14 protein-coding genes are annotated in these 12,601 nt (G+C 74.7%); 4 read left to right on the forward strand and 10 right to left on the reverse strand.

Features of this window, described 5'->3' with window-relative positions; translation table 11 throughout:
- Positions 1–10 precede the first annotated feature (10 nt).
- Positions 11–1,093: a 4-hydroxy-3-methylbut-2-enyl diphosphate reductase gene (locus tag RCG67_RS07785; protein ID WP_368825603.1), complete on the forward strand. Its 1,083-nt coding sequence runs from the start codon at positions 11–13 to the stop codon at positions 1,091–1,093.
- Positions 1,094–1,114: 21 nt separating this feature from the next.
- On the opposite strand, the gene RCG67_RS07790 is transcribed toward RCG67_RS07785, so the two are convergent.
- The 3 genes from RCG67_RS07790 to RCG67_RS07800 form a co-directional block, all read right to left on the reverse strand.
- Positions 1,115–2,422, reverse strand: coding sequence for a DNA recombination protein RmuC (locus tag RCG67_RS07790; protein ID WP_368825604.1), 1,308 nt, complete (start codon positions 2,420–2,422; stop codon positions 1,115–1,117).
- Positions 2,423–2,506: 84 nt separating this feature from the next.
- On the reverse strand, positions 2,507–3,268 hold the full coding sequence (locus RCG67_RS07795) for an ABC transporter permease (RefSeq protein WP_368825605.1): 762 nt from the start codon (positions 3,266–3,268) through the stop codon (positions 2,507–2,509).
- Positions 3,269–3,316: 48 nt separating this feature from the next.
- The gene (locus RCG67_RS07800) at positions 3,317–4,246 is read right to left on the reverse strand and encodes an ABC transporter ATP-binding protein (protein WP_368825606.1); all 930 of its coding nucleotides are present in this window, start codon (positions 4,244–4,246) and stop codon (positions 3,317–3,319) included.
- A gap of 127 nt (positions 4,247–4,373) precedes the next feature.
- Here RCG67_RS07800 and ychF point away from each other — a divergent pair, with 127 nt between their 5' ends.
- Positions 4,374–5,459 carry a redox-regulated ATPase YchF gene (gene ychF, locus RCG67_RS07805; RefSeq protein WP_368825607.1) on the forward strand — a complete coding sequence of 362 codons (1,086 nt, stop codon included), beginning with the start codon at positions 4,374–4,376 and terminating at the stop codon, positions 5,457–5,459.
- A 30-nt stretch (positions 5,460–5,489) separates the two neighbouring features.
- Here the strand turns inward: ychF and arfB are convergent, their stop codons facing one another.
- From arfB to RCG67_RS07825, 4 genes are all read right to left on the reverse strand, one after another.
- The gene (gene arfB / locus RCG67_RS07810; RefSeq protein WP_368825608.1) at positions 5,490–5,930 is read right to left on the reverse strand and encodes an alternative ribosome rescue aminoacyl-tRNA hydrolase ArfB; all 441 of its coding nucleotides are present in this window, start codon (positions 5,928–5,930) and stop codon (positions 5,490–5,492) included.
- An 80-nt stretch (positions 5,931–6,010) separates the two neighbouring features.
- Positions 6,011–6,304 (reverse strand): hypothetical protein, encoded by a 294-nt coding sequence (locus tag RCG67_RS07815; protein ID WP_058872600.1) that lies wholly within the window; start codon positions 6,302–6,304, stop codon positions 6,011–6,013.
- Between the two features lie 77 nt (positions 6,305–6,381).
- Entirely contained in the window at positions 6,382–6,825 is a 444-nt protein-coding gene (locus RCG67_RS07820) for a LapA family protein (protein WP_368825609.1), read from the reverse strand.
- 91 nt (positions 6,826–6,916) lie between these two features.
- Positions 6,917–7,585: an alpha/beta hydrolase family protein gene (locus tag RCG67_RS07825; protein WP_368825610.1), complete on the reverse strand. Its 669-nt coding sequence runs from the start codon at positions 7,583–7,585 to the stop codon at positions 6,917–6,919.
- A gap of 137 nt (positions 7,586–7,722) precedes the next feature.
- Here RCG67_RS07825 and RCG67_RS07830 point away from each other — a divergent pair, with 137 nt between their 5' ends.
- Positions 7,723–8,331, forward strand: a complete 609-nt coding sequence (locus RCG67_RS07830; RefSeq protein ID WP_058872603.1) for a mismatch-specific DNA-glycosylase — start codon at positions 7,723–7,725, stop codon at positions 8,329–8,331.
- 18 nt (positions 8,332–8,349) lie between these two features.
- Here RCG67_RS07830 and zupT read toward each other — a convergent pair whose 3' ends face one another.
- On the reverse strand, positions 8,350–9,135 hold the full coding sequence (zupT, locus tag RCG67_RS07835) for a zinc transporter ZupT (protein ID WP_368825611.1): 786 nt from the start codon (positions 9,133–9,135) through the stop codon (positions 8,350–8,352).
- 101 nt (positions 9,136–9,236) lie between these two features.
- Between zupT and RCG67_RS07840 the strand changes: the two genes are divergently transcribed.
- Positions 9,237–10,115: an aminoglycoside phosphotransferase family protein gene (locus RCG67_RS07840; protein ID WP_368825612.1), complete on the forward strand. Its 879-nt coding sequence runs from the start codon at positions 9,237–9,239 to the stop codon at positions 10,113–10,115.
- 25 nt (positions 10,116–10,140) lie between these two features.
- Here the strand turns inward: RCG67_RS07840 and RCG67_RS07845 are convergent, their stop codons facing one another.
- Both RCG67_RS07845 and RCG67_RS07850 read right to left on the reverse strand, forming a co-directional pair.
- A complete protein-coding gene (locus tag RCG67_RS07845) occupies positions 10,141–10,893 on the reverse strand; it encodes a YoaK family protein (RefSeq protein ID WP_368825613.1) in 753 nt (250 codons plus the stop codon).
- A gap of 78 nt (positions 10,894–10,971) precedes the next feature.
- Positions 10,972–12,555: a cation:proton antiporter domain-containing protein gene (locus tag RCG67_RS07850; RefSeq protein WP_368825614.1), complete on the reverse strand. Its 1,584-nt coding sequence runs from the start codon at positions 12,553–12,555 to the stop codon at positions 10,972–10,974.
- Positions 12,556–12,601: the final 46 nt, after the last annotated feature.

The following is a 12,601-nucleotide window of genomic DNA, read 5'->3' on the forward strand; positions in this document are numbered from 1 at the left end:
CATGGAGGCCATGCCGACCACCGTTGCGCTCTCCATGCCCACCGTCCCCCGTTCCCGGCGCACCCCCGAGGACGTGGCCGCCGCTGCCCCCGTCGACGGGCCCAAGAAGGTCCTGCTCGCGTCACCCCGCGGCTACTGCGCCGGCGTGGACCGCGCGGTCATCGCCGTGGAGAAGGCGCTCGAGCACTACGGCGCCCCGGTGTACGTGCGCAAGGAGATCGTGCACAACAAGTTCGTCGTCAGCACCCTCGAGGAGCAGGGCGCCGTGTTCGTCGAGGAGACCGACGAGGTCCCGGAGGGGTCCCTGCTGATCTTCTCCGCCCACGGCGTCTCCCCGGCGGTCGTGGAGTCCGCGCGGTCCCGCGACCTGCACACCATCGACGCCACGTGCCCGCTGGTGACCAAGGTGCACCGCGAGGCCGTGCGCTTCGCGAAGAGCGACTACGACATCCTGCTGATCGGCCACGACGGCCACGAGGAGGTCGAGGGCACCTCCGGCGAGGCGCCCGAGCACATCCAGGTGGTGAACAGCCCTGACGAGGTCGACCAGGTCGTGGTCCGCGACCCGGACAAGGTCGTGTGGCTGTCCCAGACCACCCTCAGCGTGGACGAGACCCTGGAGACCGTGCAGAAGCTGCGGGAGCGCTTCCCCTCCCTGCAGGACCCGCCCAGCGACGACATCTGCTACGCGACCTCCAACCGGCAGACCGCGATCAAGAAGATCGCCCCGGACGCGGACCTCGTGATCGTCGTGGGCTCGGCGAACTCCTCGAACTCCGTGCGGCTCAAGGAGGTCGCCCTCGAGTACGGCGCCCGCCGCGCCGAGCGCGTGGACTTCGCGAACCAGGTGGACGAGTCCTGGTTCGAGGGCGTCGCCACCGTGGGCGTCACCTCCGGCGCCTCCGTGCCCGAGGTGCTCGTCAAGGACGTGCTGCGCCTGCTCGCCGACTACGGCTACGGCGAGGTCGAGGAGGTCGTCACCGCCGAGGAGGACGTCCTGTTCTCCCTGCCCAAGGAGCTGCGCGCCCGGCTCACCGCCGCCGGGGACACCTCCCACCGGCTCGGCGGCCGGGGGGCCCGCCCCACCCGCTGAGGCCGGGGCGGACCCGCCCGTTCAGCCCGCCGCGCGCTCGTCGAGCCGCTCCGGCACCCCGGCGCCCGGATCGGTGCGGGCCGGGCGCTCCGCCGGCTCCGCAAGCTGCGCCGCCGCGGTGAACTCCGGGGCGGTGAGGGGGCGCGGCGCCACCACGAGGGGCCGCGTGCTGAGCCGCTCGTCCTCCGCGAGCGTGGGGTCGAGGTCGTTGATCCGCCGGGCCGTGGGGAACACCCGGGTCTCCACGGAGCCCGTCAGCCGGTTGTAGGTCTCGACCGACCTCTGCAGCGACCGGCCCATGTCGTCGAGGTGCTTGCCGACCGTGCCCAGCCGCTCGTAGAGCTGGCGGGAGAGGTCGAAGAGCTCCTTGGCGTTCTCCGTGAGCCCGTTCTGCCGCCACGTGAAGGCGACGGCCTTGAGCGAGGCGAGCAGCGAGACCGGGGAGACGAGCGCCACGTTGCGGCTCGCGGCGTGGTCCAGCAGGGTCGGGTCCGCGTCCAGGGCCGCGGACAGCGCCGACTCGGCAGGCAGGAAGCACAGCACCAGCTCGGGGGAGGCGTCCCGTGCCTCCCAGTACTTCTTCGCGGCCAGCGCGTCCACGTGCCCGCGCACGGCCTTCGCGTGGCCGGCCAGCTGCGCCCGGCGCCCGGCGTCGTCCTCGGCGTCCTGGGCGCGCAGGTAGGCGATCATGGGCGCCTTGGCGTCCAGGACGATGTCGCGGCCCCCCGGCAGGTGCACGACCATGTCCGGGCGGATCGCGCTGCGCTCGCCGTCCGCGGTGGTGCCGTTGGAGGCGACCTGCTCGCGGAAGTCGACGTGCGCGGTCATCCCCGCGGCCTCGACCACCCGGCGCAGCTGCACCTCGCCCCACGTGCCCCGCGCGGAGCCCGAGCGCAGCGCGGAGGACAGGGACGTGGTGGCGGTGCGCAGGTGGTCGCCCACCTCGCGGGTGTGGGCCAGGGCCTGGGTGATGCCGCCGTACTGCTCGGCTCGGTCCCGCTCGAGCGCGCTCACGTGCTCCTCGACCGAGCGCAGCTGGTGGGCCACCGGGGCCAGGGCCCGCAGCACGTTGTTGTCCTGCACCGAGCGGGCGTCGGCGTCCCGCAGCCGGTCCTCGAGCTGGGCGCGCGCCTCGACCGCCGCGGCCCGTTCGGAGGCCAGCTCCACGAGTCGGTCCTGGACGGCGGCGAGCTCGGCCTGGAGCCCGGCCCGCTCCTCCTCCGCGGCTCGCGCGTCCCGGGCGGCACGGGCCCGGGCCACGGCGGCGCCCAGGAGGGCGCCCACGAGCAGGGCGAGCAGGACGAGGACGACGACGAGGCTGACGGTCATGCCCAGCAGTGTGGCACGCCGGCCGGACACCGCACGGCAGCGGCGCCCACCGCCGCCCGGTCCGCGGCGCCGCCCGCCGCGGACTCAGCGCCGGACCGTGGTCCGGCGCACGGCCAGCAGCACCACGGCGGCGAAGACCGCGGCCCAGACCCCGGTGTTGAGCAGCAGCGCCCACAGGGGATCGGACTCCACGGGCGGCCCGCTGGTCGCCACGACGTCGCCCTCCACGAGCGGATACCGGGCCAGCCCGGCCAGGCCGTAGAGCGGGGTGAACCGTGCGATGTCGAGCATCACGCCGGTGAGGGGGACGAAGAGGTTGCCGAAGAAGCTGAGCACCACGAGCATCCCGGAGGCCGCCCCCACCGCGGACTCGGAGTGGAACAGCAGCCCGGACGCCAGGCCGTAGAGGGCGAACACCGAGGAGCCGGCCACGACGATCGCGCCCGTGACGGGCCAGCGCCAGCCGCCCAGCTCGGCGCCTGTCAGGGCGCCCACCGCGTAGACCACGAGGACGGGCAGCACGGCCATCGCCAGGGCCACGGCCACCTTGGCCAGGACGTACCCGTGCCGCGGCGCCGGGGTGAGCCCGAGCTGCCGGCCCCAGCCGCGGGCCTGCTCCACGGCGGCGGAGCCGGCGATCGAGGTGGTCGCGGTGACCGCCCCGTAGACCGCCATGGAGATCATGTTGAACCCGCCGGCGTTGCCGTGGCCCACCGGCAGGTCCGAGAAGTCCCCCAGCGCCGTGAACATCACGTACAGCACGGCGGGCAGGACCACCACGAAGAAGGTGTTCTCGACCATGCGCACGTTGCGGCGCAGGTCGTGGGCGGCGTAGGCGATGCTCATGGTGCTGGTCCTCCGGGGACGGATCGGGACAGGGGTCTCGTGGGCGGGTCAGTCGGCGGTGAGGCCCAGGAAGGCCTCCTCGAGACCGGCGTGGGTGATCTCGAGCTCGCTCGCTCCCGGGGTCGCGAGCAGTCGCCGGGCGATGGCGTCGGTGTCGGGGCCCGTGAGCCGTGCGCGCCCACCAGCGGGCTCCAGCGGGGTCGCTCCCGGGACGACGACGGGACCGGGTCCGTCCCACCGGAAGCTGACCACCCGGTGGCCGGCCAGGGCCTGCACCTGCGCGGTGGGGGCGTCCGCGACCACTCGCCCGTCCTTGAGCACGACGGTGCGGGCGGCGAACTCCTCGGCCTCGTCGAGGTAGTGGGTCCCGAACACCACCGTCCGGCCGCGCTCCGCCTCGGCGTGCATCGCGGCCCAGAACTCCCGGCGGGCGCCGACGTCCATCCCGGCGGTCGGCTCGTCCAGGACCAGCAGGTCCGGCTCCGGCAGCAGGGCCAGCGCGAAGCGCAGCCGCTGCTGCTCGCCGCCCGAGCACTTGGAGACCTTCCGCCGCCCGAACCCGGCGGCCCCCGCCCGCTCCAGGGCCTCGTCCACGGCGAGGTGGTCCCGGTGCAGGGTGGCGACCATCGCGACCGTCTCCCGCACGGACAGGTCGTCGAGCAGCCCCCCGGTCTGCAGCACGGCGCCGATCCGCCCGGCCCGCACGCTCTCCCGCGGTGCGGCACCCAGGGTGCGCACGGTGCCGTCGTCGGGGTCGGTGAAGCCCAGCACCATGTCGAGGAGGGTGGTCTTCCCGGCGCCGTTGGGCCCGAGCAGCGCGACGACCTCGCCGCGCTGCACGCACAGGCTCACGCCGTCCACGGCCCGGACGCGGCGCTCGCCGCGTCCGAAGCCCTTCCGGACGCCGGCGACGTCGACGGCGGGGGAGCCGGTGGCGCCCGCGGGCGGCGCCGTCCTGGGGGCCGGGGAGGTTCTCATGCCCCGACTCTGCTCCACCGCGCGCCGTCCCGGAAGCCCCGCCCGCCACGACACGCCCATGAGCTCCGTCACGGGCCCCGGGCCCCGCGGGGTGTGCCGGCCCGCCCGGCCGGTAGGATGGTCTCCCGTGGCTCTTACTATCGGAATCGTCGGACTGCCCAACGTCGGCAAGTCCACCCTGTTCAACGCGCTGACCCGCAACACCGTCCTGGCGGCGAACTACCCGTTCGCGACCATCGAGCCGAACATCGGCGTGGTCAACCTGCCGGACCCGCGGCTGGACCGGCTCGCGGAGATCCACGGCTCGGACCGGATCCTGCCCGCGACCGTGTCCTTCGTGGACATCGCCGGCATCGTCAAGGGCGCCTCCGAGGGGGAGGGCCTGGGCAACCAGTTCCTCGCCAACATCCGCGAGGCCCACGCGATCGCCCAGGTGGTGCGCGCGTTCGACGACCCGGACGTAATCCACGTCGACGGCGAGGTCGACCCCGCCTCGGACATGGAGACCATCAACACGGAGCTGATCCTCGCCGACCTGCAGACCCTCGAGAACGCGATCCCGCGCCTCGAGAAGCAGGTCAAGATCAAGAAGGCCGACCCCGCCAAGCTCGCCGCCATGCAGCAGGCGCAGACGATCCTCGAGCGCGGGGACACGATCTTCGGTGCCGCCGAGCAGGAGAAGCTCGAGGTCGACCAGCTGCGCGACCTCAGCCTGCTCACCGCCAAGCCCTTCATCTACGTCTTCAACGCCGACGACGGCGTGCTCGGCGACGAGGCGAAGCAGCAGCAGCTGCGCGAGCTCGTGGCGCCCGCCGACGCCGTGTTCCTCGACGCGAAGCTCGAGGCCGAGCTCGTGGAGCTGGACGAGGAGGAGGCGAAGGAGATGCTGGAGATGTCCGGCCAGGACGAGGCCGGCCTCGACAAGCTCGCCCGCACCGGCTTCCACACCCTCGGGCTGCAGACCTACCTCACCGCCGGCCCCAAGGAGTCGCGGGCCTGGACCATCCCCGTGGGCGCCACCGCCCCGCAGGCCGCCGGCGTGATCCACACCGACTTCGAGCGCGGCTTCATCAAGGCCGAGATCGTGTCCTTCGAGGACCTCGACGCCGCCGGGTCCATGGCCGAGGCCAAGGCCGCCGGCAAGGTCCGGATCGAGGGCAAGGACTACGTCATGCGCGACGGCGACGTGGTGGAGTTCCGCTTCAACGTGTGAGCAGGCCGGGCGTCTGCACCGGCGCGCGCGTCATTCCGGTCCGGGGCGCCTGCGGTACTGCTTGGTCTCGGAGCGGCGGCGCTTCCCCTCGAGCCGCCGCCGCCGTGAGCCTCTCGTGGGCCGGGTCGACCGCCGGACGGGTTCCGGGACCAGGGCCTCGCGCAGGAGGGTGGCCAGGCGTTGTCTCGCCGCCGCCCGGTTGCGGCGCTGCGCACGGTGCTCCGCGGCGCTGACGGTGAGCACGGTGCCCGCGAGTCTGCCGGCGAGCCGCTCGAGCACGAGGGCGCGCTGGCTGTCGGTCAGCGCGCTCGTCGTGGCCAGGTCCAGGGAGAGCTGCACCCGCGAGTCGGAGGTGTTGACGCCCTGGCCACCGGGTCCCGAGGCATGGGAGAACTGCTCGAGCAGCTCTCCCGCCGGCACCAGGAGGCCGCGGGGCGCGCCGGGGCCCGGGGGCACGTGCAGATCGTCCACCCGACGATTGTCCCGCACCCGCGGCGCCCGGGAGGCATCGGGCGGTGCGTGCGACGGCGGGCGGCGCACGCACCGGCCGCTCACAGCTGGTAGTCGGTGTCCTCTCCCGGCGGGGCCTCCGCCTCGAGGTAGTCCTCGACGTCCACGAGGACGGCGGGGCCGGACTGGGCCACCTGCAGCGCGACGGCGAGGCTCGCCACGTCGTCCTCGGCCAGGGGCTGGTCGGGGAGGTCCACGGTGTAGCGGGCCTCGCCGTCGACGAGCACGGGGGTGATGTGGGCGGGACCGCCCGTGAGGTCGACGACGGTCGCGGGGGCGATCTCGTCGCCCTCCTCGGGCATCGGTCGGTCGTCGGGCGGTGCGGGAGTGCTCATGGGGTGCGTCCTGTCGTTCGGGGTGCTGTCAGGCTACTGCCTGTTCGGCTCCGCGCAACGGACCGGCCGGTGGGTTCTCAGCGCAGGGCGCGCTTGATGTCGGCGCGCTCCTTCTCCAGCTTGCGCACCCGGTGGCCCAGCCTGAAGAGCCGGACGGATCCGACGAGGCCCATGATGAGGGCGCCGGCGACGGCCGCGAGCAGCATGGCCACGCCGAGCGGGAGGCTGAACTGCCAGCCCAGATAGGTGAACTGCGCCGCCACGTTGTTCTGCAGGATGAAGACCAGCAGCAGGACCAGGACCAGCAGACCGAGGATCAGGGCCGTCCACATGGCCCCCGAGACGCCCTGCTTCTGGTGCTCGTCCAGCGCGGGATCGGTGCTGACCGGCTGCCGGACGGCCGGTTCCCGGCCGTCCGCCGGGGACTGCGCGGCGGAGGCGTCCGGCGCCGGGCTCCGCGGCTCGTCCCCGGGGGCGGGGGAGGGCCGGTTCGGGTCGGGGGATGCTGGGGTGCGGGCCATGACGGTTCTCTCCCTGGTCGCGGACGGATCGCGGTGACGCTGTGCTCCTCACCGTAGTCCTGGTCGGCGCGGCGCTGAAGACCCGCCGGGGTCAGCGGGCCGGGAGCTCGCGGCCGAGGAAGAGGCGCACCGTGGCGGGGAGCAGCGCGAGCGTGTCCGCCTGGCCCACGGGCGCGGACCGGCCGACCTTCAGGGCGTGGTCCGCGCCCGCCACCGGGACGACCTCGACCGCCGGCGCGCCGGCCGCGGCGGCCGCGACCTCGTCCGCCGTGCCGAGGGCGTCCCGGGTGCCCTGCAGGACGAGCACGGGGACCTCCGGGCGCAGCAGCTCCTCGGCCCGGGAGCGCTCCGGCCGGCGCGGCGGGTGCAGGGGGAAGGCCAGGCAGACGACGGCGGACGCGCCGACCCCGCCGGCCGTCCGGCACGCCACGCGCGCGCCCGCGCTGCGGCCCCCGACGACGACGGGCACCCCGGCGGCCAGCTCGGTCACGGCCGGCAGGGCGGCCAGCCACCCGGTGTCGAGGGCGGCCGGGCGCGGCGCGACCCTCCGGCCGGCCAGGACCCACGGCTGCTCGTGGCGCACGACCGTGACGCCGTGGCGGGGGAGCTCCTCGGCGAGCACGGCGAGGTCGGGGGCTCCGGCGCCCCCGCCCGCGCCGTGCCCGAGCCACAGCAGCGCCGTGGGGTCCTCGGCGGGGGAGACCAGCAGGCGTCCCGGGCCGGTCTCGGTGGGCACGGTGAGCTCGGTCGGTCGGGGCATGGCCTCCACGGTAGCCGGGCGGCCGTCGCCGTGCGGGGCGCACGGCTTCGGCCCTGGGAGGACCTCGCGCGGATGCGCCGGCCGCCGCCCCGGCCCGGCGGGTGCCCACCGGGCCGGGCGGGGCCTAGCATGTCGGCATGGCATCCCCGCACGCGTCCGGCGGCGCCCGGCCCGGCCGGGCGGACCTCGAGGCCGCCCGGAACACGACCCTGCCCGATCTGCTGGGCCCGGACGTGCGGCTGCTGATCTGCGGCATCAACCCGAGCCTGTGGGCCGCCGCCACCCAGGCGCACTTCGCCCGGCCCGGCAACCGGTTCTGGCCGGCCCTGCACGACGCCGGGCTCACCGGCCGGCTCGTGGACTGCTCGGCCGGGATGCGCGCGGAGGACCGGCAGCACGTGCTGGACCGGGGCCTCGGCATCACGAACCTGGTGCGCCGGGCCACGGCCCGGGCCGACGAGCTGGACCCCGCCGAGTTCGTGGCCGGCCGGCAGCGGCTGGCCGAGCTGGTGGCCGAGCTGCGCCCCGCCGTCGTCGCGGTCGCCGGCGTCACCGCCTACCGGCACGCCTTCGCGGAGCCGAGGGCCGCGCTCGGGCGCCAGGACCGGGACCTGGCGGGGGCGCAGCTCTGGGCGCTGCCGAGCCCCAGCGGGCTCAACGCCCACGCGTCCCGGGCGGGCCTGGCCGCCGCGTTCGCCGAGGCGGGACGGGCGGCGGGCCTCCTGCCCGCCCGGCCGCTCCCGTGACCGGCCGCGGCGGGCGCCTCAGACGAAGAGGAGCAGGCTCACGGCCATGACCGCCATCCCGGCCACCAGCCCGTAGACCGACAGGTGGTGCTCGCCGTACTCCTGGGCCGTGGGCAGCAGCTTGTCCAGGGAGATGAAGACCATGATCCCGGCCACGCCCGCGAACACGACGCCGAAGACGACGTCGTCGAGGAACGGCCGCAGGACGAGGTACCCGAGCACCCCGCCGACCGGTTCCGCGAGGCCCGAGAGGAACGCCCAGCGGAACGCCCTCCGGCGGCTGCCCGTGGCGTGGTAGATCGGCACCGCCACGGAGATCCCCTCGGGGATGTTGTGCAGGGCGATGGCCACCACCACCGGGATCGCCACGGACGGCTCCTGCATGGCCACCACGAAGGTCGCGAAGCCCTCGGGGAAGTTGTGGATCGCGATCGCCACCGCGGTCATCGTGCCCATCCGCATGAGCCGGCGCTGTCGTCCGGCGTCGTCGTGCGGGTACTCGTGCGGATTGGCCCGGGCGGGCACGAGCCGGTCGATCACCGCGATCAGGGCGATGCCCCCGAAGAACCCGCCCGCCGTGGCCCACGCCCCGGAGCGCTCCCCGAGCTCCGCGACCAGGGCGACCTGGGCCTTGACGAAGATCTCGATCATGGACACGTAGATCATCACGCCGGCCGAGAAGCCGAGGCTCACCGCCAGGAACTTCGCGTCCGTGCGCCGGGTGACCAGGGACAGGAAGGCGCCCGCCCCGGTGGCCAGACCCGCGAACAGCGTCAGGCCGAAGGCGAACAGCAGCGCGTTCACGGGCGGGTCGACTCCGTTCCTGACCGGGGTGGGGCGCTCGCAGTCTAGCGAACGGGACGGGCGCCCCCGGCCGCGGCCCGGCGGTGGGCCAGAATGGCCGGATGACGACCTCCACGGGAAGCGCCGCGGGAGCGCAGGGCCGCCCGCCGGCCCTCCTCGCCGACCGGTACACGGCCGCGTGGGAGCTGGTCCCCGACGGGCCCGCGCGGGACGACGACGGGGCCCTGGCCCTGCCGGTGCGCACCCGCGCCGGGGAACCGGCCGTGCTGCGGCTCGCCCCGCCGCGGCCCGGCGCCGAGCACGAGCACCTGGCCCTGCGGGTGTGGGCCGGCCGCGGGGCCGTGCGGCTGCTCCGGGCGGAGCCGGCGGACCGGGCGCTGCTGCTCGAGCGCACCGCCGACCGGGACCTGCACGCGCTGCCGGTCCTGGAGGCCTGCCGCGTGCTCGGCGAGCTGACCCGCGTCCTCGCCCGGCCGCCGCGGCCCCCGTTCCCGCGCCTGTCGGGGACGGCCCGGCGGTGGCAGGCGGAGCTGGCGGAGGCGGCGGAGCTGGACGCCCGGTTCCCGCGCCGCTTCCGCCTGCAGGCCGTCAAGAGCCTCGAGCGGCTCCGGCGCGACGACCTGGACGCGGCGCTCGTGCACCAGGACCTGCACTACGGGACCGTGCGGGCGTCGGCGCGCGCCCCGTGGCTGGCCACCGGGGCCGACGCGGTGGTCGGGACCCCGGAGTTCGCGCTGGTCCCCGCGCTGTGGCACCGCGCGGAGGAGGCCGGCCACGGCGGGGCGCTGGCCGCGGCCCTGGCGGACCGGATGGAGGCCCTCGTCCTGGCGGCCGGCGCCGACGAGGAGCGGCTCCGGGCGTGGACGCTCGTCCGGTGCACGGTGGCGGCCCGGGACGAGGTCCTCCGCCCCACCGGCGCCGCGCACCGGGAGATCAGCCGGCTGGTCCAGCTGTGCAAGGCCGTGCAGCGGGGCGCGTGAGCCGACCGATCCCCGGCCCGGCGGCTCAGGCGGCGGGGGAGCGGCGGAAGCCCAGGTCCGCGGCGAGCGGGCGCCATGCCGCCAGGAGCAGGGCGAGCGCGGTGGGCACGAGGACCGGGAAGCCCATCGCCAGGTAGCCCAGGGCCCCGAGCACCCCGCCGGCGAAGAAGAGCCCCACGAGCGCGGCCAGCAGCCTGAGCTTCCCGGCGTCGCCCGTCACCGGGTCCGCGCCCTCGAGCCGGTTGCGGTAGAGGAACTTGCCGAGCTCGATGCCGATGTCCGTGACCATGCCCGTCACGTGGGTGGTGCGGATCGTGGCGCCCGAGATCTTGGTGATCACCGCGTTCTGCAGCCCCATGGTGAAGGCGAGCACCGGGACGAACAGCAGGTCCCGGTGCTCCCAGGTCAGGCTCTCCGCCAGCAGGCCGAAGCCGAGCATGAGCAGGCCCTCCAGCAGCAGGACGTTGGCGTAGCGGCTGTGCAGCCCGCGGCGCCGCGCCCAGTTGAACATCAGAGCGCAGCACGCGGCCCCGCCCGTGAACGCGGCCACGGCCAGCGCGCCGAGCGCCACGAGCCGCAGGTCGCCCAGCACGAGGTGGTCGGCCACCATCGCGGTGAGCCCCGTCATGTGGGAGGTGTACACGGCCACGGCCACGAAGCCCACGGAGTTGAGCACCCCGGCCACCAGCGCGAGCAGGTAGGCGAGGTGCCGGTTGAGGGCGGGGGTGCGGCGGGGTCCCGCGACGTTGAGCAGATAGCGGTCGATCCGGGCCCTCATGCCGCGAGCCTAGCCCGCCGCACCGGGGGCGGGCCGCCGCACGGGCCGGGTCACGGGGCGGGCCCGGGCGCCCGGCGGTCAGTCGGAGCGGTTGCCGAGCGCCTCGACGGTCTCCGCGGCCAGGGCGAGGCCGGCACCGCTGTAGAGGTTGAAGACCGTGCGGACCCCGTGCCCGCGCAGCTCCTGCACCTCGTCGTCGTACTGCGCCACGGCGGCCACGGCCCCCGCGAAACCGGACTCCGTGAGCTGGCGCAGGGCCACGAGGTTGGAGCCGTGGAAGGGCATGGCCAGCACCGCGATCCGCACGTGGCCGGTCGCGATCACCCGCTCCCAGAACTCCTGGTCGGTCGCGTCGGCCTCCTGGACGTCGAAGCCCTGCGCCTGCAGCCGCGCCACGCGGTCCGTGGCGTTCTCGATGCCCACCACGGCGAATCCGTGCTCGTCGGCGAGCTCCCGGTAGGCCGCCTGCCCCACCCGGCCCATGCCGAGCACCAGGACCTCGGCGTGGCCGATGTCGATGGGGCGGTCCTCCGGGTGCAGCTTCTCGTCGGGGTGCTCCGGCAGCCGCCGGGCGAGGACGCTGGTCAGGGAGGAGCCGCGCCGGTTGACCAGGGCCGAGACCACGAAGCTCAGGGCGACCGCCACGGAGAGCATCACCAGCCAGTCCTCGTCGAACATCCCGGCCGAGACCCCGATGGCCCCCACGATCAGGGCGAACTCGGAGTGGTTGCCCAGGGCCAGGCCCGTCCGCAGCGACGTGCGACGGCGCAGCCCGAACCCCCAGAGCAGGAGCACGAACAGCATCGCCTGGACCGGGAGGAGGCCCAGCAGCAGCGCGCCCATGGTGACCATCTCCAGGGTCGGCATCCCGTGGAAGCCGATCGAGACGAAGAAGGCGACCAGCAGGAGGTCCTTGAGGGTGAACAGGGTGCGGGACAGCTCCCCGGCGTTGGCGTGGGAGGCCAGGAGCATGCCGACCAGCAGCGCCCCGAGATCTCCCTTGAGGCCCACCGAGGAGAAGGCGATGTAGCCGGGCACCAGGGCCATGACGATCCCGAACAGGGCCTGCAGCTCCCCGTGCCCGATCCGGTCCCAGATCCGGCGGAACAGCCACGCCGCCGGGAGCAGCAGCAGCAGGGCCGCGGCCCACGGGCTCGGCGGGTGCTCGCTCGTGACCGTGATGAACGCGACGGCGGCGATGTCCTGGATGATGAGGATGCCGATCGCCACGCGCCCGTAGAGGGACGTGGTCTCGCTGCGCTCCTCGAGCACCTTGAACACCAGCACGGTGCTGGAGAAGGACAGGGCGAACCCGGCCAGCAGCAGCGCGCGGAGGTTCTCGCCCGGCAGCTGCAGTCCCACCAGCATGAGCACGCCCAGGAACCCCGCTCCGAGGGCCGTGCTGAGGACCATGTGGATCCCGGCGGTCCCCCAGATCTCCTTGCGCAGCAGCGACCGGGCGTCGAGCTTGAGCCCGATGCCGAACAGCATGAGGGTCACCCCGACGTCGGCCAGCTGGTCGAGCTCGGGGAGCCGCTCCACGCCCAGGCCGTTGAGCACGAAGCCCGCGGCCAGGAAGCCCACCAGGGGCGGCAGCCGGACCAGGACCGCCAGGGCGCCGGCGCCGAAGGCGACGACCAGGTACACGGCGACCGTTGTCACAGCAGGCTCCCTCGCCGGGCCGGTGGGTGGGGACCTCTCCAGTCTA

This window comes from Kocuria cellulosilytica (assembly GCF_040981245.1).
In the GTDB taxonomy this organism is placed as follows: Bacteria; Actinomycetota; Actinomycetes; order Actinomycetales; family Micrococcaceae; genus Kocuria; species Kocuria cellulosilytica.

Excerpts from the sequence above, each read along its gene's own strand:
- RCG67_RS07815 (WP_058872600.1), bottom strand. The coding sequence starts at position 6,304 with ATGAGCACTCCCGCACCGCCCGACGACCGACCGATGCCCGAGGAGGGC.
- RCG67_RS07785 (WP_368825603.1), top strand. The coding sequence starts at position 11 with ATGCCGACCACCGTTGCGCTCTCCATGCCCACCGTCCCCCGTTCCCGG.
- RCG67_RS07800 (WP_368825606.1), bottom strand. The coding sequence starts at position 4,246 with ATGAGAACCTCCCCGGCCCCCAGGACGGCGCCGCCCGCGGGCGCCACC.
- RCG67_RS07825 (WP_368825610.1), bottom strand. The coding sequence starts at position 7,585 with ATGCCCCGACCGACCGAGCTCACCGTGCCCACCGAGACCGGCCCGGGA.
- RCG67_RS07795 (WP_368825605.1), bottom strand. The coding sequence starts at position 3,268 with ATGAGCATCGCCTACGCCGCCCACGACCTGCGCCGCAACGTGCGCATG.
- RCG67_RS07790 (WP_368825604.1), bottom strand. The coding sequence starts at position 2,422 with ATGACCGTCAGCCTCGTCGTCGTCCTCGTCCTGCTCGCCCTGCTCGTG.
- RCG67_RS07840 (WP_368825612.1), top strand. The coding sequence starts at position 9,237 with ATGACGACCTCCACGGGAAGCGCCGCGGGAGCGCAGGGCCGCCCGCCG.
- RCG67_RS07820 (WP_368825609.1), bottom strand. The coding sequence starts at position 6,825 with ATGGCCCGCACCCCAGCATCCCCCGACCCGAACCGGCCCTCCCCCGCC.
- RCG67_RS07845 (WP_368825613.1), bottom strand. The coding sequence starts at position 10,893 with ATGAGGGCCCGGATCGACCGCTATCTGCTCAACGTCGCGGGACCCCGC.
- RCG67_RS07830 (WP_058872603.1), top strand. The coding sequence starts at position 7,723 with ATGGCATCCCCGCACGCGTCCGGCGGCGCCCGGCCCGGCCGGGCGGAC.